This is a genomic window from Spirosoma aerolatum, assembly GCF_002056795.1.
In the GTDB taxonomy this organism is placed as follows: Bacteria; Bacteroidota; Bacteroidia; order Cytophagales; family Spirosomataceae; genus Spirosoma; species Spirosoma aerolatum.
This window is the reverse complement of the sequence record NZ_CP020104.1, coordinates 3,260,113-3,285,395: the sequence shown is the minus strand read 5'-3', so window position 1 is coordinate 3,285,395 and position 25,283 is coordinate 3,260,113. Positions and strand designations below refer to the sequence as shown.

At 48.2% G+C, this 25,283-nt stretch carries 22 protein-coding genes; 9 read left to right on the top strand and 13 right to left on the bottom strand.

All coding sequences use genetic code 11. The features are described from left to right. Positions 1–16 precede the first annotated feature (16 nt). The 4 genes from B5M13_RS13290 to B5M13_RS13275 all read left to right on the top strand — a co-directional run bounded on the left by B5M13_RS13290 (position 17) and on the right by B5M13_RS13275 (position 3,442). Positions 17–898 carry a CPBP family intramembrane glutamic endopeptidase gene (locus tag B5M13_RS13290; RefSeq protein WP_080059916.1) on the top strand — a complete coding sequence of 294 codons (882 nt, stop codon included), beginning with the start codon at positions 17–19 and terminating at the stop codon, positions 896–898. Positions 899–988: 90 nt separating this feature from the next. Continuing rightward, positions 989–1,213, top strand: a complete 225-nt coding sequence (locus B5M13_RS13285; RefSeq protein ID WP_080056130.1) for a putative signal transducing protein — start codon at positions 989–991, stop codon at positions 1,211–1,213. Next, a complete protein-coding gene (locus B5M13_RS13280; RefSeq protein ID WP_080056129.1) occupies positions 1,194–2,027 on the top strand; it encodes a phosphatidate cytidylyltransferase in 834 nt (277 codons plus the stop codon). Before B5M13_RS13285 ends, B5M13_RS13280 begins: the two co-directional genes overlap by 20 nt. 683 nt (positions 2,028–2,710) lie before the next feature. Further along, complete coding sequence (locus B5M13_RS13275) at positions 2,711–3,442, top strand: carboxypeptidase-like regulatory domain-containing protein (protein ID WP_080056128.1); 732 nt, start codon at positions 2,711–2,713, stop codon at positions 3,440–3,442. Positions 3,443–3,466: 24 nt separating this feature from the next. On the opposite strand, the gene B5M13_RS13270 is transcribed toward B5M13_RS13275, so the two are convergent. Continuing rightward, a complete protein-coding gene (locus B5M13_RS13270) occupies positions 3,467–4,246 on the bottom strand; it encodes a UDP-2,3-diacylglucosamine diphosphatase (protein WP_080056127.1) in 780 nt (259 codons plus the stop codon). Between the two features lie 217 nt (positions 4,247–4,463). Between B5M13_RS13270 and B5M13_RS13265 the strand changes: the two genes are divergently transcribed. Then, positions 4,464–5,228, top strand: coding sequence for a hypothetical protein (locus tag B5M13_RS13265; protein ID WP_080056126.1), 765 nt, complete (start codon positions 4,464–4,466; stop codon positions 5,226–5,228). A gap of 84 nt (positions 5,229–5,312) precedes the next feature. Here the strand turns inward: B5M13_RS13265 and bioB are convergent, their stop codons facing one another. The 12 genes from bioB to B5M13_RS13205 form a co-directional block, all read right to left on the bottom strand. Further along, positions 5,313–6,308: a biotin synthase BioB gene (gene bioB, locus B5M13_RS13260; RefSeq protein ID WP_080059915.1), complete on the bottom strand. Its 996-nt coding sequence runs from the start codon at positions 6,306–6,308 to the stop codon at positions 5,313–5,315. A gap of 132 nt (positions 6,309–6,440) precedes the next feature. Beyond that, positions 6,441–7,634, bottom strand: coding sequence for an acyltransferase family protein (locus tag B5M13_RS13255; protein WP_080056125.1), 1,194 nt, complete (start codon positions 7,632–7,634; stop codon positions 6,441–6,443). 86 nt (positions 7,635–7,720) lie between these two features. Then, the gene (locus B5M13_RS13250) at positions 7,721–9,688 is read right to left on the bottom strand and encodes a pyrroloquinoline quinone-dependent dehydrogenase (protein ID WP_080056124.1); all 1,968 of its coding nucleotides are present in this window, start codon (positions 9,686–9,688) and stop codon (positions 7,721–7,723) included. Positions 9,689–9,793: 105 nt separating this feature from the next. Further along, positions 9,794–10,993: a helix-turn-helix transcriptional regulator gene (locus tag B5M13_RS13245; RefSeq protein WP_080059914.1), complete on the bottom strand. Its 1,200-nt coding sequence runs from the start codon at positions 10,991–10,993 to the stop codon at positions 9,794–9,796. Between the two features lie 90 nt (positions 10,994–11,083). After that, positions 11,084–12,853: a signal peptide peptidase SppA gene (gene sppA, locus B5M13_RS13240; protein WP_080056123.1), complete on the bottom strand. Its 1,770-nt coding sequence runs from the start codon at positions 12,851–12,853 to the stop codon at positions 11,084–11,086. 188 nt (positions 12,854–13,041) lie between these two features. Continuing rightward, entirely contained in the window at positions 13,042–13,644 is a 603-nt protein-coding gene (locus tag B5M13_RS13235; protein ID WP_080056122.1) for an inorganic pyrophosphatase, read from the bottom strand. A 105-nt stretch (positions 13,645–13,749) separates the two neighbouring features. Then, positions 13,750–14,745 (bottom strand): glycosyltransferase family 2 protein, encoded by a 996-nt coding sequence (locus B5M13_RS13230; protein WP_080056121.1) that lies wholly within the window; start codon positions 14,743–14,745, stop codon positions 13,750–13,752. Between the two features lie 169 nt (positions 14,746–14,914). Next, positions 14,915–15,103, bottom strand: a complete 189-nt coding sequence (locus B5M13_RS13225) for a HepT-like ribonuclease domain-containing protein (protein ID WP_080056120.1) — start codon at positions 15,101–15,103, stop codon at positions 14,915–14,917. An 88-nt stretch (positions 15,104–15,191) separates the two neighbouring features. After that, positions 15,192–15,383 (bottom strand): nucleotidyltransferase family protein, encoded by a 192-nt coding sequence (locus B5M13_RS13220; RefSeq protein ID WP_245859988.1) that lies wholly within the window; start codon positions 15,381–15,383, stop codon positions 15,192–15,194. Positions 15,384–15,454: 71 nt separating this feature from the next. Then, positions 15,455–16,153: a tRNA1(Val) (adenine(37)-N6)-methyltransferase gene (locus tag B5M13_RS13215; RefSeq protein ID WP_394334316.1), complete on the bottom strand. Its 699-nt coding sequence runs from the start codon at positions 16,151–16,153 to the stop codon at positions 15,455–15,457. Positions 16,154–16,279: 126 nt separating this feature from the next. Then, a complete protein-coding gene (locus tag B5M13_RS13210; protein WP_080056118.1) occupies positions 16,280–16,918 on the bottom strand; it encodes a ribonuclease H1 domain-containing protein in 639 nt (212 codons plus the stop codon). A 246-nt stretch (positions 16,919–17,164) separates the two neighbouring features. After that, positions 17,165–18,883: a PQQ-dependent sugar dehydrogenase gene (locus B5M13_RS13205; RefSeq protein WP_080056117.1), complete on the bottom strand. Its 1,719-nt coding sequence runs from the start codon at positions 18,881–18,883 to the stop codon at positions 17,165–17,167. A 187-nt stretch (positions 18,884–19,070) separates the two neighbouring features. Between B5M13_RS13205 and B5M13_RS13200 the strand changes: the two genes are divergently transcribed. The 4 genes from B5M13_RS13200 (at position 19,071) to B5M13_RS13185 (ending at position 25,258) form a co-directional block, all read left to right on the top strand. After that, a complete protein-coding gene (locus B5M13_RS13200) occupies positions 19,071–19,547 on the top strand; it encodes a MarR family winged helix-turn-helix transcriptional regulator (protein ID WP_245859987.1) in 477 nt (158 codons plus the stop codon). 59 nt (positions 19,548–19,606) lie between these two features. Then, positions 19,607–20,935, top strand: coding sequence for a TolC family protein (locus B5M13_RS13195; RefSeq protein ID WP_080056116.1), 1,329 nt, complete (start codon positions 19,607–19,609; stop codon positions 20,933–20,935). Between the two features lie 29 nt (positions 20,936–20,964). Continuing rightward, the gene (locus B5M13_RS13190; RefSeq protein WP_080056115.1) at positions 20,965–22,020 is read left to right on the top strand and encodes an efflux RND transporter periplasmic adaptor subunit; all 1,056 of its coding nucleotides are present in this window, start codon (positions 20,965–20,967) and stop codon (positions 22,018–22,020) included. A 106-nt stretch (positions 22,021–22,126) separates the two neighbouring features. Then, entirely contained in the window at positions 22,127–25,258 is a 3,132-nt protein-coding gene (locus B5M13_RS13185; RefSeq protein WP_080056114.1) for an efflux RND transporter permease subunit, read from the top strand. Positions 25,259–25,283 lie beyond the last annotated feature (25 nt).

Here is a 25,283-nt window from a genome sequence, read left to right as displayed (position 1 = left end):
GCTTGGCGGCCTGATTATGCTCGTCGGTTTTATCCTCCTGGGAGGTGTTGTAAGTACGTATTTACTATTCGGCCTACTGGCTATGACCCGTGGGCTGGATATCGAGAAAACGCAGGATTATCTGCAGTCGCTGGCCGCCAACCCAACATCGGTGCCGGGTAGCTGGTACGAACTCATGCTACTCCAGGCCGTCAATCATATGGGCACGTTTCTGCTGCCTTCGCTGGTGTACTGGTATTTTATCGAGCGCCGTTCCTGGAATCAGTTTAATAATCGCCCTGTTTCGGCTGTGGTAGGCTTTAGTCTGGTCGTTCTGATTGTCCTGGCGTTTATGCCGTTTGATGGACTTATCATCGAGTGGAATCAGAATCTGCACTTACCCGAAACGCTGGCTCCTATTGAGCAGTGGATGCGCGATCAGGAGAAGAAGCTGAACGGACTCACACAATACCTGACTACCTTTCAATCGACAGGGCAGTTACTTATTGCGATACTGGTAGTAGCCGTTATTCCGGCTATCGGCGAAGAAGTTCTGTTTCGGGGAATTCTACAACGTAACTTTATCTACTGGACGCGGAATGTACACGTAGGCATCTGGCTGGCGGCTGCGCTATTCAGTGCCATTCACGTACAGTTTCTCGGCTTCTTCCCACGTATGCTCCTGGGAGCGCTGTTCGGATACCTGTACGTATGGTCAGGTAACCTTTGGGTACCAATTTTAGCCCATTTCGTCAATAATGGGTTTACTGTATTCATGGTCTATCTTTATCAGCAGAAAGTTACCTCTATGAACATCGAAAGTACAGAATCCGTACCGATTTTAGGCTCGCTGATAGGAGCTATCGTTACGACTGGGCTATTATATTATTTCAGAAAAAATAATTCCGTACAAACGTAAAGACGCCACACCTGGCGTCTCTGGTGCGTCAGCAGCAACCATCTGGTCATGAGGGACCACACCTGGCGTCTCTACAAGTCAACAATTAGAATGAACGAAAATTGGGAATCCATATACGCAACCGTCCTTCCTCACCGGGCCGAACTGGCGAAAGCGTTGCTCCTGGAACACGATATTCCGGCAGTTATTATTAATAAACAAAGCAGCAGTTATCCGAATATTGGGTGGGGAAAAGGTGAGGTTGAGGTTCATGTACCAGCCAAGGATGCCATTCTGGCCAAAGTTATTTTAGAGAATGAAGCAACGTTTAGCTAATATGACCAATCTTCAGCAGCGAGTGATTGCGGCTGTAATTGGAGTTCCGTTTATTTTATTCATGATCTGGTACGCTGATTGGACATTTGCCCTCCTGTTCTGCGTGATTAGTGCATTGACCCAACGCGAATTTTATCGGTTGTTGGGGCTGGATGGTTTCGAGCCCCTTACTGCCTATGGCACGCTGGTGGGTAGTATGATTTGTGTACTGGCTTACTTTATCGAAACAGACCAGATCGGTATGGGCAACTATTTTCTGATCTGTCCGGCCTCGTCGATGATCTTCCTGATAAAGCTTTACAAAAAGCGCGATATGAAACCATTCACCAATATTGGTTTCACCTTTCTGGGGATCATCTACGTTGCTATGCCCTTCGCCCTGCTTATTATTCTCGCTCTCCGAGGAGGAGGCTTCCATCCGATGATTATCACTGGATGTCTTCTTTTACTGTGGGCCAGCGACATTGGCGCTTATTTCGCTGGGACAAAGTTTGGTCGGCGAAAATTATTTGAGCGGGTATCGCCCAAAAAATCGTGGGAGGGGGCCCTAGGTGGGGCTGCTGCTGCTACCCTTATTGCTTCAGGTCTGGCCCTATATGCCACCGAGCTACAACCCTGGCAATGGTACTGCGTAGGAACCATTATCGTCGTAACGGGCACCTATGGCGATCTGGTTGAATCATTATTCAAGCGAAGCATTGCCATTAAGGATTCGGGAAGCAGTATTCCGGGGCATGGTGGTTTTCTTGACCGTTTCGATGGGCTTTTGCTGGCAGCGCCATTCATTATTACATTTTTAAAGCTGTTCGCCTGACGCTTGACAGTTTATAAAAAGTCATCTGACTACAAAAACGCCCGGTTTCAAGATGAACCGGGCGTTTGCGTTTACCGTAACTGTACTTCTTACTAAAAAAGGTGTATGAATTCGTAATGAATTAGATACCTGATCGCTTAAAAGGTAACGGTTTTCATCCTACTAACTTAATTATTTCCCCAGCCTCCCCTACCCAAAAAGCCAATTTACTTAGTTGTGTGATGTACAGTCAAAAGGATATCCATGGGTTTGTAATTCTACCTAATCAGGTACGAGAAAAACCCCATTCAAATACCGCAGAATGCCCATTGCCAGACATGTACGCATGTATATACATTTACAAACCTCTTGAAAAACAGAAAAACTTTCTTTTCGGCTACTCAAGTTCAAGCGTCTTAAGTAGTAAGCCCGGCCTGACTAACCGGGCTTTTTTAGTTTACTCCCCTGAAGGCAATTCCTTCAATTTCCACTCAGTTATCAGGCTTGGCTATACCGACTATGTCAACTTCATTGGTAAAACTTTATGATTTAAAAATTCTTAAAAAGCTCTTCACATTACATTCATTCTCATGTGTTATCGTCCAGAATGGGTAAATTTGTCAGGCAAACTTTCTTAAAATTCGGGTAGTCGAAACCATATACTGCCTTTTCCTCGTTTACTTTGTAGTTTATTTGGCGAGTCTATGAAGAAGTCATTGACGTTATTGGTTCTGATTATGGTGCTAACTGCCTTAACGGGACTCTATTCATCCGTAAAGGCCCAGGGACAGGACCGGCAGGTAACGTTCACTGGCTTTATAACGGGAGGCAAAACGAACGAACCTTTACCTGGAGCTTATATTTATATTCCGAAAGCTGGGCGTGGGGTTTTAGCGGCTCCTAACGGCTATTTTGCTTTGCCTGTATTTCCGGGCGATAGCGTTATTTTCAGTTATGTTGGTTTCCGTACTCAGTATCATATTATTCCGAGTCGCTTAACCGACCTTACGTATTCGGCCGTTGTGGCGTTGCAGGAAGATGTAAAAACTCTGGCAGAAGTGAAGGTGTATCCGTATGCTACAGAGGAGCTATTCAAAGAAGCGTTCGTCAATCTGAAACTACCCGACGAAAAAGAGCGCGAGAATTTAGCTAAAAATACGAGCCCAGAAGCCATCATGCGCCAGGCAGCTACGATGCCTATGAGTGCGCTGGCCAACCACCAGAACTTCGTCAATCAGCAGTTTTTTGGGCGTGAGTCCCTTATTGGGCGTAGTTCGGCCACGACGTTTGCCTTTACCAACCCATTTGCTTGGGCTAACTTTATTCGATCCGTTAAGCGGGGGGATTTTAAGAACAAGGAGTGGCGCAACGAAATCAATAAAGCCCCCCGCGAAAACGTCTCCCGAAAAGATATTTTACAGGACAATAACAACTAGCATTTAGGGAGAACTCTACTGCCATTAACCCTTCCAGGCTTTCAGTTGTAACCCGGTTTCGTCAAACACGGCATAAGTTTTGGCGGCTACCCACTCACCAAGATTAATATACCGGCTAGAGTTGTTGACGGTCAAATCCAGCGGTAAGTGTCTGTGCCCAAAGATGTAATAGTCATGGTGCGAGGCAGCCTCTACCTCACGAGCGTATTGCATAAGCCATTCACGGTCTTCGCCCAGGAATTGCTCCTCCCCTTTCTTCTGATTGCTGATTCGGCTTCGGCGCGACCACGCCTGAGCCAGTCCAATACCTAAATCAGGGTGGACCCACCGAAAAAGCTGCCGGGCCAATTTACTCTCAAAGACTGTTTTCAGCCGTTTATAAACAAAATCACCGGGGCCAAGTCCATCGCCATGCCCAATCAAAAATCGTTTACCACCGATTTCATACCGCCGTGGTTCCCGATAGACGGGTATCCCCATTTCCTTAGTAAAGTAATCATTCATCCACATGTCATGATTCCCGGTAAAAAAAATGATTTTTATCCCGGAATCAGTCAATTCGGCAAGTTTTCCCTGTAGCCGAACGAATCCTTTGGGAATGCTATGCTTGTATTCGAACCAGAAGTCGAACACATCGCCTACCAGAAAAATCACCTCTGCATCGGTACGGATCGTATCGAGCCAATCCACAACGGCCTGTTCGCGTTCACGGCTTTGACTGGGAGAAGGTGTACCTAAGTGAAAATCAGAAGCAAAATAAGCCTTTTGGCCGGGGGATAATAAAATGGTTTCGATGGCAGACATGGAACAGGTATATTCAGTCACAAAACTACGCAACGAACACCGATCTCCCTCATTTGCGGTATCATTCGGGTGGCTGACGGTAACAGAACGGATCAACTTTAGACAGCGTGCTTACCACGCAGAGTGGGTTAAAGCCGATTGCACTCATGCAAAAACATAGGCATCCTTAAGATGGTATTTAAGAAAACGCTAATTTTGGCTTTTCTCCAATCATACCATGAAACTAAAGTCGCTGATAGTTGCTTTACCTGTACTGTGCTTTGCCTGCAGTAACCCTGGCTCAGACACTTCCGATCCAGCCAGCCAAATGGATGCCAGCCCAATTTTGGCCAAAAGACCTACAGGCCTCGCTGCACTCACCTCTGATTTTAACTACGACGAACCCTGTAACATACTGGGTGAAGAATATGTCCGCCATACGTTCAACCTAGGCGAAACCGTCAAACTGGAAGAAGGGCATGAACACGGTGGCTGTGATTTTGCCTGGGAAGGCAGTAAAGTTGTTGTATCATTTGGTGGGGCAAGACCTTACTCGTCAACGTTCCTGGCTGAGTACCAATTTGATAAGATGTATCAGGGAAAACCGGACGCACAGGCTGCGCCCGTAGCCGACGTACACGAGCAGGAAATGACCAACAGTTCGGAAGGTACGAATCCCGAAGCCATGGTTGCCGACTCAGCCGTTTCGGAGCATCCTGCTACCGAAGATCATCAGCCTACTCATGGTGGCGTTACTGCAGCAACTCCTCACCTGACGGCTCCTGCTGTTAGCAAAGGTAATTTTGAAGCGGTACCGAATGTTGGGGATAAAGCGGTATGGGACGCCACAACGGGTGCCATGCACGTACTGTACAACAACCACATCATTAACGTAACGGTTGAAACGAAAGATAAAGCAGAAGTTAAGAAAGAACGGGCAGCTTCGTTAGCCGAAGTGATCATCGAGAAGATCAACGAAAATGAATACGTTCGTCGCTTATAACAGCCATGTTCCACATTAAAAAAGGGAGCCTAAACAACTTGGGCTCCCTTTTTTAATGTGGAATCTCAAAATCGCCACAAGGCATTAAAGCGGAATTTGCTCGAACACAACGGCAGGTTGATCGCCATTTTTGAAGGCTTTCCGGGGCCGGATGTTGAGCGTTTGGAATAACTGCTGGTCCGCATCTTCGTCCGGGTTAGGCGTTGTCAGGAGTTTATCACCGGCAAAGATGGAATTGGCTCCGGCCAGAAAGCACAAAGCCTGCTCTTCGGTATTCATCCGAACGCGACCAGCCGAAAGACGTACCATTGCTTTCGGCATGATAATTCGGGCAGTAGCAATCATCCGAACCATTTCCCAGATCGACACCCTTGGCTGATCTTCTAAAGGCGTTCCCTCTACCGGCACCAGCGCATTGACAGGTACAGATTCGGGATGTTGAGGCAGCGTAGCCAGTGTGTGCAACATACCAATCCTATCCTGATCCGACTCGCCCATCCCGATTATACCACCCGAACAAACCGAAATTCCGGCCTTACGGGCATGGCTCAGTGTGTCTAAGCGATCATCGTAGGTACGAGTTGTGATGATGTCGCCATAATATTCTTCGCTGGTATCGAGGTTATGGTTATAAGCATACAAGCCAGCATCTTTTAGTTTCTGCGCCTGACTTTCGGTCAGCATACCGAGCGTGCAGCACACTTCAAGCCCCATTTCGTTGACGCCCTGTACCATTTCCAGTACTTTATCGAAATCACGATTATCACGCACTTCACGCCAGGCTGCTCCCATACAGAAACGCGTACTTCCGGTATCCTTAGCCCGCTGTGCTGCCGTCAGCACTTCATTGACCTCCATCAATTTATGCACTTTCACATTGGTATGGTAACGAGCTGCCTGCGGGCAGTAGGCGCAATCCTCAGGGCATCCACCCGTCTTGACAGAAAGCAGTGTACATACCTGTACTTCCTGAGGATCATGATGTTGTCGGTGAACAGTAGCTGCCCGGTAAATTAAATCCAGAACAGGCGAATTATAAATGTCGGCGATTTCAGCGCGGGTCCAATCGGTACGAAGCATGTCGTTGGAAATGTATTGATTCGAGATGTAACGTGAGTTCGACAGTAGAACAGCAATCCATGATCCATAGTATGCCATTCCCGAATTCAGCTTATGCAGGTAAAAATAGATGCTTCGGTCGAACCAGACAACTTATTTCATCCCAAACAATACCCTCATTGGCTTAAATGGGCGAATCAGTATGGCATAAATAGCGATACAGGCCCCTAATGAAGCAAGACTTACGGCAAGAAAACCTGTGTAAACGCCTAAGGTAGTCCGGGTCAGCACATAATAACCGATAAGAACGATCACGGTCTGGTGCAGGATATAAAACGGATAAACCGCTTCGTTTAAATAAGGCAGCAACGGTTTACCCTGCCAGGATGGGTTACGATTCAGATACAGATACCCATAGGCAATAGTAGCCAGCACCAAAAACCAGGTCAAGGCAATCCATTCGAAGCTAAACAAGGTCGTAAGTAGCCTGGAGTCATCAATGGTATCCATACTGGCAAATACCCGTACGCTGTACAGGATTGCGGTTAACAGGAGTGTAGCCATCAAATAATAACGGCGCTGCTCAGTAAGCATCTGCCAGAACTCCCGCCGACTGATAAGTACATAGCCCAGCCAGAATAGTAGCAGATTCTTCATAAAATACGCCCAGTCGTTTACCAGTGCGTGTGTTTCGTGCGGAAAGAAACCGCCCAGTAGTACATCATTCAGCCACAAGATACCAACCAGCCCCAGTGCTCCACCGGGTTTGGCGATAAGCCTGCCAATTCGGTCGATAAACCGCTGCCCGCTTTCACTTTGCAACCAGCGGAATACGGGGATACTAAGCAGCGAATACAGAAACAGATAACATACGAACCAGAGGTGATGCCAGCTAAACGCGCCACCTTTTCCACCATCCTGATAAGGTTGGAACCGAAATACTTCGGGATAGAAATCGATATAGCTCCCTGTAAAGCGGCCTCTAAACAGCCATTCGATGTAAATCTGGGGCGGAACGATCACAAGCATACCGAACACCAGCGGAACAAACAACCGCTGGACCCGCTCACCGGCATAGGATTTAAACGATCGTTTTTTCAGGGCGAAAAATGTACCAGCCCCTGAAATAAAAAACAGCAGGGGCATTCGCCACAGATGTAGCCAGCGCATCACCTCTTCCATCGGCTGGCTATGTTGAGCACTTTTAATATGCCATCCCCAGGACACGTAAATCATCCCAGTATGGTAAAAAAGCAACGTCAATATGGCAATAACCCGCAGCCAGTCGAGGTCATACCGACGCGTTACAGAAACAAGCTGAGTTGCTGCAATGGGTTGAGGTTTCATGGGTTTTTAGTACTTAGTGATCATTACATTGTCCTTGATCTTCGTTTGAGCAAAAGCAGAAATGACAACTAATGACTATAAATGACTTAAGGTAATTTATAAGCGACTACATAATCACCGAGTTTTGTCCCCAGCTTTCCGTGTCCACCAGCCGCAATCACAATATATTGCTGACCGTTAATCTGATACGTCATAGGGGTTGCCTGTGCGCTGGCAGGCAAGGGCACCTCCCATTGCAGACTGCCATCGTCCGTTTTAAAAGCGCGTAGGTGCCCATCGAAACTGGCAGCCACGAATACCAGGCCACCCGCCGTTGAAATCGCTCCACCGAAATTCAGAGAACCCCATTGCTTTGCCTCTGGGTATTTCCCTAAATCCAGCATATAGCCCAGCGGGATCTCCCAGGCCATTGTACCTTTTTGAAGATTGAGTGCAACCAGCGTACCCCAGGGTGGCGGGGTCTGCATCAGCAAACTACCGTCATTGGGTTGAAACAAATAGCTTCGTTTCATTACATAGGGTGTACCTGCCTGCATGCCCGTTTCGGCCCGTAGTAATTCCTCATTGTTTCGGAGGGAGCCGGATAGCTCTTCGCGCGGTATCAAACGGATCAATGCAGCCAGACGATTTACGTTGGTAATCAATAAACCAGATGAGGGGTCATAACACATACCACCCCAGTGAATCCCGCCAACATTGCCGGGGGTGATAATACTTCCCTGAAGTGAAGGCGGTGTAAATGCCCCATCGTACCGATATGGCTCAATCCGACGCTGAGCGGCTGCTTTGTCTTCTGCTGTTGGCCCCCAGGCTTCCAACTTCTGAAGTCCCAGTAAGGGAAGTGTTTTAGGGAAAGGCTGTGTTGGGTGAGCTTCCTCGCCCGGTACCGTTGATTTAGGTACAGGTCGTTCTTCAACCGGCAACAGGGGGGCACCTGTTTCCCGATGCAGGATAAACACATGCCCCATTTTGGTACCGACCGCTACGGCTGGCACTTCTTTACCATTCTGTTGAAACGTAAATAACAGAGGCTGTGCAGCATTGTCATAATCCCATAGATCATGGTGGACGGTCTGAAAATGCCAGACAACCTTACCCGTCGACGCTCGTATGGCGACAATCGAACTGGAAAATAAGTTTTGTCCCAGTCGCTCTCCGCCGTAATAATCCGGGCTGGGGCTGGTAGTCGGCACAAAGACCAGGTCCCGTTCAGGGTCCGCCGAAATCATCGACCAGGCATTGGCAGCGCCCGACTGATGGGCATAAGGCCCTTTCCAGGTATCATAGCCCGCATCCGCTTTCGTTCGGGGAATAGGGTCCCAACTCCAGCGCAAAGCCCCAGTAATGGCATCGTAGGCTCGTACGACCCCGCGTTCATAATTGAATCGGTAGTTATCGCCCATCGACGAACCGACAACAATGGTGTTGCCAATGACCGCCGGGGGCGAGGTAACGCTGATTATGCCAACGCCCTGCCGCAAATCGACACTTCCCGACTTTCCGAACGAAGGAATGGGTTTACCCGTAGCTGCATCCAGTGCAATCAGTCGCCCGTCGAGTGTGGCTACGAATATTCGTTTACCGACCCCTGTCGACGCTCGTTTGTCGCTGGGTGCAGGCCAGACTGAAACACCACGCGAGGTAATCTCGGATAATTCCTGACGCAGGTACACTTCGGGGTCATAAACCCATTTTTGTTGGCCGGTAGCGGCATCGATGGCAAAGACACGTGAGGTGGGCGTACTCAAAAAAAGCGTTCCATCGACCATAACGGGCGTGGCTTCAAAAGCCGCTTTTTCGGCAGCATTCGTTCCTTTATAGGTTTCTAATTCGCCCGTCCGAAACGTCCAGGCCTGTGTTAGCTGCTTTACGTTAGTGGTATTGATTTGCTTTAGCGGAGAGAATCGCATCCCTCCCCCATCGTTGCCATAAGCAGGCCATTCGACCGTATTAGGGATCTGTGCGTTTACGACAAAGAGACTACAAAGCGATACGGTAAAACCAAGCAACAGGCTTTTTCTAATAGCCCCGCCAAGGGTTGCATGAACTTGCATAAGCAGATGTGCTTTTTGTGTTGATGAAGCAAAATTGCACTCATCATGTCTAAAAAGGCCTATCTGCCGATGTCAATGAAGTTCTTGCCGAACGGCACGCAGTTTTTAAGCCTTCTGTTCCACAACTTTTGCCCGGTATTGAGCTGGCGTCAGGTTCGTTAGCCGCTTAAACGCAGTATGAAAGGCGGAAGGCGAATTATAGCCGACCCGCTCCGCTATCTCTTCGATTTTGAGATGGGTGGTTGTGGGGTCCTGAAGTAGTTGCTGCGCTTCACGCACCCGATAGGAAGCCAGCAGATCAAAAAAACTTTGTGCTAATCGATCGTTCAGAATTTGCGAGAGATGATGCGGAGTCGTGTTTAGTCGCTGGGCCAGTTTAGGCAGGGAAAGATCACTTTCCAGATAAGGCTTTTCGGCCTCCATCAACCGATTTAATTTTAACAACAAGGTTTCTTCAAGCTCTTCCGATAACGCTGATTTTTCGTACTTTTTCTTCGGTTCAACCGATGCGCTGGGCGATTCGTCGACGATAATCTCTTTCTCCTGAAGCGCACTTGACCTCTGCATTACCAGCAGCGATGTAGCGTATATCGTGAGGGTTAGATAAGCCGCCAGAAAATGATCGCCCATATCTTCATGGTATGTGGCTTTAACAACACCGATCAGCACCGGAAACAAAATCACCAGCGCCGATACGTTTCGCGCCATCACCATAGAAACCGGCGCTTTTCCTAATAAGGGCAGATTGGCCCGTTTAAAGGCCTTTCTTACTTCCAGCAAGGCCAATACGGTGTATATCAGACAACTTAACAGTGTTAACTCGTTGATATAATCACGCAGTCCCGTAAAATCGTCGTGCATATAAGGCTCAACATGCACAAACGGCAACTCAGGGTGGAAAGCGTTTATGTATGAATTGTATTTGAATTCGGGGGGCTGAACAATCCAGGTAATGGCATTCACCGACCAGATGGCGGCTGGCAGCAAGTGCCAGCCCCAATGCCGGGGTAGTCGCGAATTTAATTTGGCATAAACAAAGAAATAAAACAGCGGTGCCAGGGCAAAGTTGAACAGTTCACCATAATCGACCAGGGCCAGCATCTGAAACATGTAGTTCGAATATTCCAGCCCAATTTCCAGCATGATCGCCGATACACTCAGCAGGTATAAGCCAAAGCACCGATTAGCCAGACTCTTCCGCCGTTGGCCTGTCAGAAAAAAAATACCCAGAAACACTCCCTGTGCTACGCCCAGAAAGATCAGAAACGCAAACAGGTCAAGGCGAATGGGGAGCGTTTGCATCATAAATGACAATTACGTAATGCAAGGTAAACAAAAGGCCCGTAAGGTTTTCATCCTCACGGGCCTCTTCTATAACTGGAACGGCTATTTTATTTATCGAATATCGATTTCAAACGGCAGGCGCATCTGGATTCCCTGCATCATTTTGAGTTTCTTCAAATAGGCTACATAAGGAGCCAGCTCACCAAGCTGAGCCTGTACTTTGGATTCTTCATCACCCGAAAGCGAATTCATCAGTGATTCAAAAAACTCCTTTTTACGAGGCTGGTATTTCAATCGATAATCACCGTCTTTAAGCTTCGCCGACTGAGCAGCCAGCTTGATGGCATCATCTAATCCACCCAGCTGATCGACCAGGCCGATTCCTTTACCCTGCGTACCTGTCCAGACACGGCCGCCTGCAATAGCCCGAATGCTGTCGACAGGTAGTTTGCGGCCAGCCGCTGCCTTACTCGTAAACTGGGCATAAATTCGCTCGGTGGCCCGTTGCATGGCCTGCTTCTGAAAGGGTGTCATTTCGTGCGTAGCCGTTGGAAAATCAGCGTTCGTGTTGGTTTTTACCCGATCATACGTAATACCCAACTTGTCCTTAAAGAAGTTTTCCGTATTGAACAAAAGAGAGAATACGCCAATTGAGCCCGTGATTGTATTCGGCTCGGCCACAATCTTGTTACAGCCCATGAGCATGTAATAACCGCCCGAAGCTGCATAATCGGACATCGAGCCAATGACAGGCTTCGCTTTCTTAGCCAGTTCAACTTCCCGATACATCATGTCCGACGCTAGGGCGCTTCCTCCACCAGAGTTTACCCGCAGCACAATGGCTTTTACTTTTTCGTCCTGACGAGCTTTACGGAGTTCTTCCACAATAGTCTCCGAACCAATGGTATTATCGCTACTTTTTCCAGAATGGATATCGCCCGACGCTACGATTACCGCAATGCGATTTGAGCCACTTCCTTCCGAATCGGCGCCCGTTTTTTCGGAATCTTCGTACTTACTCAGCGAGACGTAATTGATTTTCTTTTTCTCATCCACGCCCAGTTGTTTGCGAATTACTGCTTCCAGTTCATCCTGATACCCAACATTGGTAATCAGTTTAGTACGCAGGGCATCCTGTGGGGTCTGAATCGTCAGATTATCGGCATACCGCTTGAGTGAATCGACCCGGAGTGCACGACTTTGTGCCACCCGAACCAGCATGTGATCGTTGATCGAATTCAGGAATGAGGTAACCTGACGGCGGTTAGGCTCACTCATATCCTCCCGAATAAAGGGCTCAACAGCACTTTTAAATTCTCCGACCCGGAAAATTTCGGGCTTCAAACCCAATTTATCGAGTGTACCTTTAAAGAACGAAAGTTCGGCCTCCAAGCCATTCCATTCCAGTTCACCGGTAGGTGCCAGATAGATTTTATCAGCTACCGACGCCAGGTAGTAGCCTTTCTCGCTCATCCCCTCTGCATAGGCATACACAAACTTTTTCGACGCCTTGAAATCAATCAGTGCATTCCTAATTTCTTCGAGAGACGCCCAGCCTGCCGCCGGTGTTTCGGTTTTCAGATAAATACCTTCAATGTTCTTATCTTCCTTGGCGTCTTTCAGGGCCTGTTTGAGTTCAATCAACCCGATAGCGTCGCCTGTTGAACGGATCGGGCCAAAATCGCCAAACGGATTATTACTGCTCCGCTCCTCAATGGGTTTATCTAAATCCAATTTAAGCACTGAATTAGATGCCACGGATGTCTTACTGTCGGATGAGGAAAAAGCGGCCCCCAGCCCGATTAGCATTAAAAAGCCAACGAAGGAGAAGAGAATCAATCCGACGATGGTGGCTAAAACATATTTAAGAAACTGCATCATGAATAACTTAACCGTTGTGTGTCGCTACACTAATTACGCAAAAGTAACGTCTATTTGAGGCATCTAATTGAAAAAATGTTGAGTGCACCATGGAGTGGATAAATGGCATAGGGCAGAGGGCGTATGGCAAAGGGGTTATGTTCGCCCCCAAGTCATATGCCCTCTGCCCTATGCTGTTAAACGATACGCTACATCAACTTATAATCGTTGATAGATGTTTGAATAACTTCCCAGGCTTCAGCCTGTCCATACACATTAGCCAACTCCATAGCAACGGGTTCATCGGGCAATGTTTTATAGGTAAGGAAATAATGGCGTAGTCGCTTCACAACAGCTTCCGGCAATTGCTCCAGCTCGGTATACTGCCCGTACATGGCATCTCCTTTGAGCACGGCAATAATTTTGTCGTCGGCTTCCCCTTTATCGATCATACGGAATCCGCCAATGGGAATAGCCTGTAAGATCAGGTCGCCGTGGGTGATTTCCCGTTCGGTCAGTACACAGATGTCGAGGGGGTCACCGTCGCCCATGCTAACCACTTTGCCCGATTTTTCAGTGGCCAGTTTAGCAATCTGATCTCCACAGTATGTCTGGGGAATAAAGCCGTAGAGAGCAGGCAATACGTTGGAGTATTGTTGAGGACGATCTATCTTCAGAAAACCAGTGGTTTTATCAATTTCATATTTAACGGTGTCGGTCGGGACAATTTCGATAAAAACCGTCACTTGTTTGGGTGCCAAATCCCCAATTGGAATACCATGCCAGGGGTGTGCTTTAAAATTACTCTTCATTCGTGTTGTATATATAGATTAATTAATCAAGTCGATGAATACTGGGTAATGCGATGGATACTAATTTGCAGTATCGACCCTTTGACCATAGTACAGTATCCTTTATCAGACGGACGTTTTTTGTTCTGAAAAGCCGACTCGTTCGGCCACCATTTGATCACCTGAGCGATTCAGGCTCTGACGAACCAGTAATTCACCCAGAAACCCTGCCAGAAACAATTGAACTCCCAAAATAATAGCCACAAGGCCAAAAAAGAAAAGCGGATTGTCGGTCACGTTCCGAAACTTGACGCCATTGGCAATGTTAATTAATTTCTCAACAATCAGCCAGATGGCCAGCACCGAGCCGATAAAGAACGACAATGTTCCGAATGTACCAAAAAAGTGCATCGGCCGTTTGCTGAATCGGTGGACGAACGCAATGACCAGCACATCCAGAAACCCATTTACGAACCGTTCCAGGCCAAATTTAGTGGTTCCGTACTTCCGGGCGCGGTGCTGGACCACTTTTTCGCCAATTCGGCTAAACCCATTCCAGTTGGCCACAATGGGCAGGTTCCGGTGCATATCGCCATACAAAGCAGGTGCAATGGTTTTGACTACCTTTTGCCGGTACGCTTTCAGACCGCAGTTGAAATCATGCAGTTGAACGCCTGAAATCCAGCGCGAAACGGCATTGAACAATTTCGTCGGCAAGGTCTTGGTAATGGGGTCATAACGTTTCTGTTTCCAGCCCGATACCAGGTCATACTTATCCTCGGTTACCATCCGGTACAGTTCCGGAATTTCGTCGGGACTATCCTGCAGATCGGCATCCATGGTGATCACAATCTGACCACGTGCCGCCTGAAAGCCCGATTGCAAAGCCGCTGTTTTACCATAGTTCCGGTTGAAGCGTATGCCCCGAACATTCGGGTTTACGCTCGATAACTGTTCGACAATCGTCCAGGAATCGTCGGTACTCCCGTCGTCGACAAACAGAATTTCATAGGTGTAGTGCTGTTCCGTTACAACCCGAACGATCCAGTCGTGTAGCTCGGGTAACGATTCGTCTTCGTTATAAAGTGGAATCAGAACGGTCAGTTGAAGTAATTCAGTCATTGGATTGAGGCCCCGTTAATTGACTAATTAACGACCTAATTTTAGGTTTCAGTTCAGCCGTATGTTTTGTGATGATTCGTCAAAGAATTTCCGGTCGATTTCCGTAATACTCATGAACAAGAATAGGGCGGAGTTGGATAATAGCGCTCCAGTCAATCGAATTATCCAACTACCGAATCTCATCTGTAACGTGATAAGTTGCTTCGCCAACTATCTCTAATGCTTTTACTACGGCAAATGTAATCTTCAAATCGGATGCAAATGCATCAAAGGTCATTCCTGCTACAAATTCATCGACTGATTCTAAAGCATCCAGACTATGTTCAAGTCGCGTCCTGTTAGGCAGTCTACCTTTCATAAATCAACTGTTTATCCTGATTTACGAAAGGAATGACATAGTTAGACAAAGCGCCTTCGCAAACTAAATCAACTTTACGATTAAATGTCTATTCCAAATCCATCCACCAATGAACATACTCTAACCCAATCGGCTCAGAAAAATCCCGTTCCAGTAATACATCAATATCGCTGGTTGCGTCTTGTTCGTTTCGGGCAAATGATCCAAACAGCCAGGCGCGTTCAACTGGTTTATCAGCAAAGTAAGCTCGAAGTGTTTGAACAACCTGCCTTTTATCCATATCAGCCTTAGGTATCTCGGTTTCTTCTAAACCCAGACGACACAAATATCGTCGTAAAGAAGCATAGATTGTCAGAATATCAGATAAAAGTCCTGAAGCAGCTTCCTGAACTCAGCAGTATAGGCCACCCCTGACTTACTTTGGGGTTTGTGTTCATAGATGGTCAGGGTTTCGTCGAGCGGTTCAGCGTTTACGAATGAGAATCCGCTTATAACCCGAAAGAAAGGCTTTTGCTCATGGTGCTGTAACGAAAGTCGTCTGAAAGGGTGTAAACCAAACTTTTGAGCCAACTCAGCCAGCTTGCCAGCTTCGTAAGGCGGCAACAATACCCACCACTGTCCATCTGGCTTCATCAGTCGAACAACAGCTTCAACCAACTCACCAAACGGTAGTTCATCCGTATGCAACGCCCGATTGACAGCCGCATCGGACGACCGAAGATGATTTGTGTAGAAAGGTGGATTGGTCAGAATTCGATCATACATATGCTCACTCCAAAAATCCTGAATCCGGCTATGAAAGACAGCTACTCGCTCCGCAAACGGACTGGCAGCACTATTTTCAGTAGCCTGAGCAAACGCATTTTCATCGATTTCCACTGCGTCAATCGTTGCCGTCGGATTCCGCTGGGCTGCCATAAGTGCCAGCAACCCCGTTCCTGTACCAATATCCAGCAGTCGCTCCCCACTGGCATTGTTCACTGTCCCCCCGGCTCTTTCACCTACATCGGCATAGGCACCCAGCACACAGGCATCCGTACAAACCTTCATGGCGGTTCGTTCCTGGTGAATGGTAAATTGCTTGAAGGCGAACAAGTTGATATAGGATGTTTAATGTAGGATATATGATATATGACTAGAGCATACCTCCTACATCATATATCCTACACTCTTTGGTTACTTCCGTCCAAAATCGGCTGGATTTTCGCCCCAGACTGTCGTTTCCCATTTTAAGACAGGATTGGCGTAGCGGTGTGTCTGGAGCCAGGTTTCAGCCCGATCGAGGAGGTCGAATAGTTCGGCATTTCGGGCGGTTTCTTCCAGCTTGGTATTGGCTTTCTTCTTTTTTACCCAACCGATCGCCGTTCGGGAATCGGAATAAACGGGAATGTTGCTGCCTTTTTGATGCAACAACGCCAGCGCGTGGACAATAGCCAGAAACTCCCCTATGTTGTTGGTGCCATCAAAATAGGGCCCTTTCAGAAATAACCGCTGCCGGGTGGCGAGGTATATGCCCTGATATTCCATATCGCCTGTGGCGGTGTTCCAGGCCGCATCAACCACCAGACTATCCAGAATGGGCTCTCCTACCAGTTCATCCCGCTTGCCCTGTTTTACAGTACTTTTGGGTCCCTGCCCCATGTGGAGATGGGGTTTCTCCTTGTATGCTTTCAGCGCAGCCGGTTTGCTATCGAACGATTTAAACAAGGGCTTGGCAAAACCATCGGTCTGCGCTTTGGCCTCCTCCCAACTGTCGTATACACCCGGCTTTCGGCCCTGCCAGACTACATAATATTTAGGCTTTTTCTGAGCCATTGATTCTCTGAATTCAACGATTAAATGAGGTAATCAACCGACCGGGCAAAGGCCTATTCACTACAATTGCCGATCAATAATCGTCCAAAATAACGCGTTTCTTTCCAATAGTACGCTCCTTTCAGATGGTTTCCACACAAATTCACCCCATAGATTTGCTTATAAACTGACAGTATACGAACCCTGCTGGTGATTGATCGTATCGAGTTCTACAAGGCCCAAAACACCTTTATCTGCCATTTTCACCTACCGATAGCCAGCTTTTTTGATTCGCCTGATCTTCCCGTCGCTTTTGGTCATGATATACATTTCCTTTGTAAACCGATCGTACGTGATACGAAGATCCACGCGCTTTGAGCCAGACAGCTCTACCAGGTTCGTAGGTTTTCCATCCTGCATGATGGTCAGTTCCTGCACCGAGTGGTCTGTCAGATTCTTATCAATATTGGCGAAGAACACGCGTCCTCTTGCAATGTCTCCGAAAACATATTTGTTCTTCAATGCCTCGATTGGGCCCTCATAAACATAACCTCCGCTGATTGCATTGCCATCGAGATGGTCATATTGCAGAAACGGTCGGATGAATCTGTCGGCTTTTGTGTCGGGCACGGGATACACATTCTTCAAATCTTTCGATGAGATGCCGTAATTCCCCTCTCGCACATTCCAGCCATAATCCCCCCCTTTCTGGATAACATTCACTTCTTCGAAATTAGATTCACCTACGTCTGTACAGAACAAGCGGCCTTGATACCAGGCCTGCCGATGCGGATTGCGGAAACCATAGGCATATATTTCCGTATAAATGGCAGGGTCGTTCTCAGCCACAAACGGATTGTCGGCCGGGATAGTATACTGCCCGTTTTTGCTGTTTCGCCCTAAAGGATCGATGCGGATCAGGGTGCCCAGCAGGGAAGTCAGTTTGTGGCAAAGCTCCGGGTGCTTATTGATCGTTGAGCCTCCATCGCCGATACCGATATATAATTTGCCATAGTCCTGTGAGTCCTTGAGTGCTTCTGGATTAAACCCAATATCCTGTATACCGTGCGCGGAGGATGGCATATTGACGCGTAGCAGTTCTCTCCGCTTACCCGTGAATATAGGGCTCGTTAGATCATCCATGTGCCACTCCGACACTACCCATTGCAAAGCCACTTCCACCGAGTCGCTGTAGCTGTAATCAGCCCGTTTGCCCTTGAACGATTCTGTATGTGTCGTATAAATAAGCCCGTTTTTTAGAAAGTCGGGATGAAAGGCGAAACTGCCCAAACCCGTGCCCAGCCCCGGTTCGTTGATAAAATTCTCGATCAGGGGCCGCACATCCAGAAACGTACTGGCTTCTTTTCCAGCGATGCGGTAGATCAGCCCGCGTTGGTCACTGACGTACTGCGTCCCATCGCCTGATGGGTGAGCCCGCATGGTGGCAATTCGAGTACGGGGCATTTTATCGCTGGATGGAGGGATGGTCACAAACTCTTCCAGTTCGATAGTCAGGTTTGATTTGGCTACCGGCTCCGTCAATCGAGTGTTGGCTCCCCCCGTATTATTGCTGACTACCAGCGGCTGACTGTTATTTTTTTGAGTTTCGTCGGCAATGTAGGCCACAATGGACTTCAGCTCGTCGTCTTTCAGAAAATCGAACCCCGGCATGATCATCTTGTACCGTTTCGACAGACTTACTGCCCGTGCATTTCCCGACTCAATCGCTTTCTGTGGATTCTTCATAAACGCAATGAGTTCTTTTTCGGAAAGCAGCCGGGTAATACCCCCCAATTTCGGCCCAATTCCATCCTGTTCCAGTGCATGACAGGATACACAATGCGTTTTAAAAAGCGCTTTTCCCGGCAAATCATCCGGCATTGTCTGCATTCGGTCAGAAACCGACAAGTCGTGGTTGTTGGGAACAGTAAGCCATACCAATGCTAGAAAAGGAAGGCAATAGAGGTAACGTAACGAAAAGGTCATACATAAATGGTCAACCTGTTTAAAAGCGTAGAAAAGCCAGCAACTACCATTCAGTCACTTTTATACTGACTGAACGCACCGCTTGTTACCTCCTTCGCTTCAGTGAAAGATGAGGCAGCACAAAAAATCGTAAAACTTTTCCCTAAAACTATTGGTTGATATATCAACACAATTGTACATTTGCGCCATGATTACGAACAGGGAAGAGGAATTAAAGGCGAAATTTTCGAAACGCATGGGCCGTTCACTCATTTTTACGGCTAATCATATGGGGCATCTACTGGCTAAACAATCGAATCGGGAACTCATCCGATTGGGTTTCACCCTTCAGATTGAGCAGGTGCCAATTCTGTTTATGGTTTATTTTTCCGGTGAGGACTTACTATCACAACAGGAAATTGCAAATATGCTTCAGAAGGACAAATCAGGCATTCAACGCTCATTACGCACGTTGGAGCGGGATGGCTACCTCCGTATCGTTCCCGATAGTATTGACCGACGTAAGAATTTGATTCAGTTGACCCCAGCTGGAAAAATGGTGGTTGAAAAAGCCATTGAAACGGCTGAAACAATTGATAAGCAAGTAACCGACCAGTTAACTGCGGAAGAACTGGACGCATTCCTGGCCACGCTACGTAAAATTTCTTCCATACTCGAGAAGTAACTTTTTTTTAATTAAATAGTTGATAGGTCTACAGTAGACACCTCAACTTAATTGGACGTATGAAACATAAAATTGCACTGAGTTTATTCGTACTGCTGGCCCAGGCTGGTTGGGCTCAGTCTACACAAAGTTTTCGACTGAAAGACTGTATTGATTATGGTCTACAGCACTACGGTACGGTTCGCATCGCCCAGAACCAGGTAGAGAATGCCAATCAGCAGGCTCGTCAGGCATTGGGGCTATACCTGCCACAGGTATCGGCTACAGGGACATTTACGGATAATATAAAATTACAAACGACACTACTACCTGCTGGCTTTGCCGGGCCAGAACCCGTTCGGCTTGCACTCGGATCGAAATACCAGACTAACGTAAATGCCCAGGCTACTCAGACCATTTACGACAAATCACTGCTATTAGGTATAAAGGCTGCCAAACCCAATCAGCAATTGGCGGACTTAAATACCCGCCAAACCCGCGAGGACATTATCTATAATATTGCCAGCAATTATTATCAGGTTTTTATTGCCCAGCAACAAATAGCCCTGTTACGCGATAACCTGCAGCGTACACAGCAAGTACTGAATATTCTGAAACTACAACGGGATAATGGCGTAATTCAACCCGTCGATTATACCCGAACAGAAGTTAGTTACAACAGCACTCAGTCGCAGTTGACCCTGGCTGAGAATGATCTGAATCTGGCCTACAACCGACTCAAATACCAGATGGGTTTACCAGCCGATCAGGAACTAACCCTGGCGGATTCGACTCTATTAACGCAACTTCCTGTTATTGAACAACTGCCGTTTGAATCCCGAAACCTGGTCTCCTTTCAACAGGCTGAAACAAATCTGGAACTCCAACGCCTTCAGCTTCAACGGGTAAAAGCGGGTTACATGCCAACAGTAAGTCTGGCCGCTAACTATGGTTCGCTTGTTCTGGCAAACGAGTTCAGTAATTCATTCAAGAATTTTACGGGGTTTGGCAGTTTCAGTCTACGCGTGAACATTCCCATCTTCGATGGTTTTCAACGCGATGCACAGATCAAGCAGCAACGGCTAACCGTACTCAATCAGGAAGAACAGCAACGCCTGAATGTGGCCGCTTATCGACTCCAGTTCAACAATGCACAGTCGCAGATTCAACGAGCGCAAACGAATGTTCTGAACGGCGACCGAAACGTTAAGCTGGCGCAGGAAGTGTATAACATCACGACACTGCAATACAAACAGGGCGTCAAGTCGCTGACCGATCTGGTCAACGCTGATACTTCCTACCGGCAAGCCCAATCCGATTACATCAATTCACTCATCAATCTGTACCAGGCCCGACTCGATCTCGAACAATCGAAGGGCACCTTACTTACTTTCTATAATCAACTCTAGGTCGTTAGCAGGCAATACAACCGAAAGCCATGAAAAAGACAACACTTATTATTATCACGTCGGCCCTGGCCATCGTCGCTTTGATCGGCTTCCGACTGGCGTCGAACAAAGAGAAGATCGATGCACAGAACAAACCAGCTGTCAACACGAACGTAGCGATTCCGGTGACCGTCGATCGTGTAGCGGAAGGAGCGGTTAGTCAACAGCTTATCAAAACGGGTAATCTGATCCCCTACCGCGAGGCCACTATAACAGCCACCACGGCTGGTAAAGTGACCCGCGTCAATTTCGATCTGGGAACGCAGGTACGGCAGGGTCAAACCCTGGTCGAACTGGATAACCGCCTGAAAGAGCTATCGTTACAGGCGACTCAACTCAACATCGACAAGTTGAAGAAAGATGTTAACCGCTATAATACACTGCTGGCCGGAAATGCCACTACCGAGATTCAGGTTAACGAAACGAAGTACAATTACGAAAACGCAGTTAATCAGGCAGAGCAGATTCAGAAACAGATTCAGGATGCGAATGTCAAAGCGCCAATCAGCGGACAGATCGTGCAGAAAGCCATTGAGCCGGGGGTATACATCACGGTCGGCAGCACACTGGGCAAAGTACTGGATGTGGCCCGCCTGAAGGTCGATGTGCTGGTCAATGAGAGCGATGTGTACCAGCTCCACAAAGGCCAGGCGGTAAAGGTGACCGCCGATGTGTTTCCGGGAAAGGTTTTCAGTGGACAGATTTCCTACATCGCCCCGCAAGGCACCGACGAACATAACTATCCGGTCGAGATCACCATCAGCAATGCCAATGGCCTGAAAGCCGGTACCTTCGTCAACGTTGATTTCTCGCAGAAATCGAATCAGAAAGCCTTACAGATTCCGCGCATTGCTCTGGTCGAAAGCATTAAAAACCCATACGTGTATGTGGTCGAAAACAATGTGGTTCACCAGCGCAAGATTACCGTCGGTCGTGATTTTGGCGATACGATCGAAGTACTAAGTGGCCTGTCGGCTGGCGATGTCGTCGTTACGACAGGCCAACTAAACCTGGGCGAAGGCAAACCTGTGCAAATTACAAAATAAGCGAAAGAGTGAAAGAGCGAAAGAGTGGGCTGACGCTCCAATCAATACGCTCAACTTTATTCACTCTTTCACTCTTTCGCTCTTTCACTCTTTCACTCTTTGAATCATGTCAATAACCGAGATAGCCATAAAACGGCCGTTACTGGTAACGACCATCTTTACTGTACTGATTTTGTTCGGTTTTCTGAGCTACCAGCAATTATCGTACAACCTGTTGCCCAAGTTTGAAGCCAACGTCATCAGTGTGGCCACGACCTACCGGGGTGCTTCGGCCGACGAGGTGGAAACCAACGTAACCAAGCGCATCGAAGACGCGCTGTCGTCGCTGGAAGGGCTCGACCGTATGACGGCCACCTCGCAGGAAGGCGCTTCGATTGTGATTATTCAGCTTAAAAACGGCGTCGATGTTACGCTGGCGCAGCAGGATGCCCAACGTAAAATCGAACAGATTATAAACCTGTTACCAGACGAAGTTGACCGCCCAATTCTGAATAAATTCTCGACAGACGAGATTCCAGTGCTGCGAATGGGTGTAACGGCCAATTTGTCACCCACGAAACTATACGACCTGATCGACGACGAACTGAAACCGCAACTTTCCAACGTGGCCGGGGTTGGCCAGGTAAACGTGATTGGCGGTAATGAGCGGCAAATCCAGGTCAACGTCGATGCTGAAAAGCTGCGGGCCTACGGTGTATCCATCGGTCAGGTATCGCAGGCCATTAACGCGGCCAACACCAGCTATCCGGCAGGTCAGCTGGAAACACAGCAATCACAATATTCGATCCGGTTCGATGCCTCAGTCGAGACTGTCAATCGGCTGCGGAGCCTCGTGATTGCCCGCCGGACCGATGGTAGTGAGGTTCAACTAAATAATGTGGCCGAAGTTGTCGATGCCGTCGCGAAACCAACGGCTATTAACCATATCAACGGTCTGCCATCTATCGGTGTTCAGATTCAGAAACAGTCGGATGCCAACGCCGTTTCGGTGAGTGAACTGGTCCGGGCGCGGATTGCCCAGCTCGAAAAGCAACATAGCGATGTAAAGCTGAAATTCAACATAGCCTCCGACCAGTCGACCTACACGCTGGCATCCGCTCATGCGGTAGTAGACGATCTTTTTCTGGCGGTGCTGATTGTTTCGGTCGTGATGCTGCTGTTCCTGCATAGCTTCCGGTCGTCGCTGTTCGTACTGGTGGCCTTGCCTTCGTCCATGATTCCGACGTTCATTCTGATGTATGTTTCAGGTTTCTCACTAAACCTGATGACGCTGATGGCCCTCTCGCTGGTGGTTGGTATCCTGGTCGATGACTCGATTGTGGTTCTGGAAAACATCAACCGCCACCTCGAAATGGGGAAAGATCGGGTCAAGGCGGCACTGGATGGCCGAAACGAAATTGGCTTTACGGCACTGGCGATCACGCTGGTGGACGTCGTGGTATTCGTACCGCTTGCCATGACTGGCGGACTGATCGGAAATATTCTGCGGGAGTTTTCACTCGTGGTGGTGTTTTCGACCCTGATGAGTCTGATCGTATCCTTTACCCTGACGCCTTTGCTGGTATCGCGATTCGGGAAGCACGAACCCCTGAATCCCAACTCATTATGGGGCAAACTGAACCTGGGTTTTGAAAGCCTTCTGACCCGGATCACCAATGCCTACGGGCACATACTGGAGTCGGTACTGGGGCATAAGCGCTGGATTTTTCTGGCTGTTATTGGATTACTGATTGGCTCAATCGCCTTGGTACCAGCCGGATTTATCGGTGCGGCCTTTATGCCGCAGAGTGACCAGGGCGAGATGAGCGTTCAGCTGGAACTAGCCCCAACGGCCTCTATTTACCAGACCAATTCAGTATCGCAACGGGCCGAGCAACTCATTCTGAAGCATCCCGAAGTAACCAACGTGTTTACCAATGTGGGATATACCAGCAGCGGGATAGCGACCTCATCGAACAGCAACATCGTCGATCTGAACGTGAAGCTGGTTGACAAAAAACAACGAGCCGTATCGACTGATGATTTTGGACAGATTCTAAAACGGGAAGTTGGTCAGATTCCCGGCGTTAAAGTTACCGTTAGCCCGGTCGGTATTGTTGGAGCGTCACAGGCTCCGATTCAGATTGCCGTTAAGGGAACAAGTTTGGCCAGTATCCGGCAAGCCGCTGCTCAGGTAAAGGATGTAGTCACGTCTATTCCTGGGACGCAGGATGTGAAATACTCCGTAAAAGATCCCAAACCGGAAGTAACCGTTAGCCTTGATCGGGAGAAAATGGCGCAACTGGGCATCAGTGCTTCAGATGTAGGAATTGCTCTCCAGAATGCGTTCCGGGGGAATGACCTGTCGAAATTTAAGCAGAATGGAAACGAATACGACATCCTGATTAGTCTGGATCGTTTTGATCGCACTAACCCACAAGATGTCAGCCGTTTAACATTTGTCAACAACCAGGGCCGGACCTTCGAGCTGTCGCAGTTTGCCCGCGTACAGGAACAAACGGGTGAGAGCGTACTGGAACGTATTGACCGCCTGTCGTCCATTACGGTTAATGCGCAGGTTATTGGCCGTCCGGTCGGTACTGTTGGCGCAGACATTCAGGCCAAAATGGCGAAGGTCAAGCTTCCCGAAGGCGTTACGGTTCAGTACCTGGGTCAGTTGCAGCAGCAGTCCGACGCATTCGGTAGCCTGGGTCTCGCCCTGATGATTGCCATTCTGCTGGTGTACTTCATCATGGTAGCGCTCTACGAAAGTGTGGTTTATCCGTTTGTGGTGTTGTTCTCGATACCGGTTGCCCTGATCGGCGCCTTACTGGCCCTAGCCCTCACAATGCAAAGCCTGACCGTCTTTTCGATTGTGGGTATGATTATGCTGCTGGGTCTGGTTGCCAAGAACGCGATTCTGATCGTTGACTTTGCCAATCAGCTTAAAGCCGAAGGCCACGACGTGATGCATGCACTGGTCGAAGCGGGCAAAGAGCGGTTACGGCCAATTCTGATGACCACGCTTGCCATGGTATTCGGTATGTTACCTATTGCGCTGGCGAGTGGTGCTGGTGCCGAAACTAAAAACGGCATGGCCTGGGTTATCATCGGTGGTTTAACGTCTTCTCTCCTGCTTACTCTGCTAGTGGTGCCTTCGGTGTATTTGGTCGTAGATCGATTAATTGCCCGGTTCTCAAAGACGAAGGTAACACCGAAAAAGCCACAGGAGCTTGACGTAGCCAAAGCCATCAGTTAGCCAGTTTCTGTATCGCGGGCAAAAG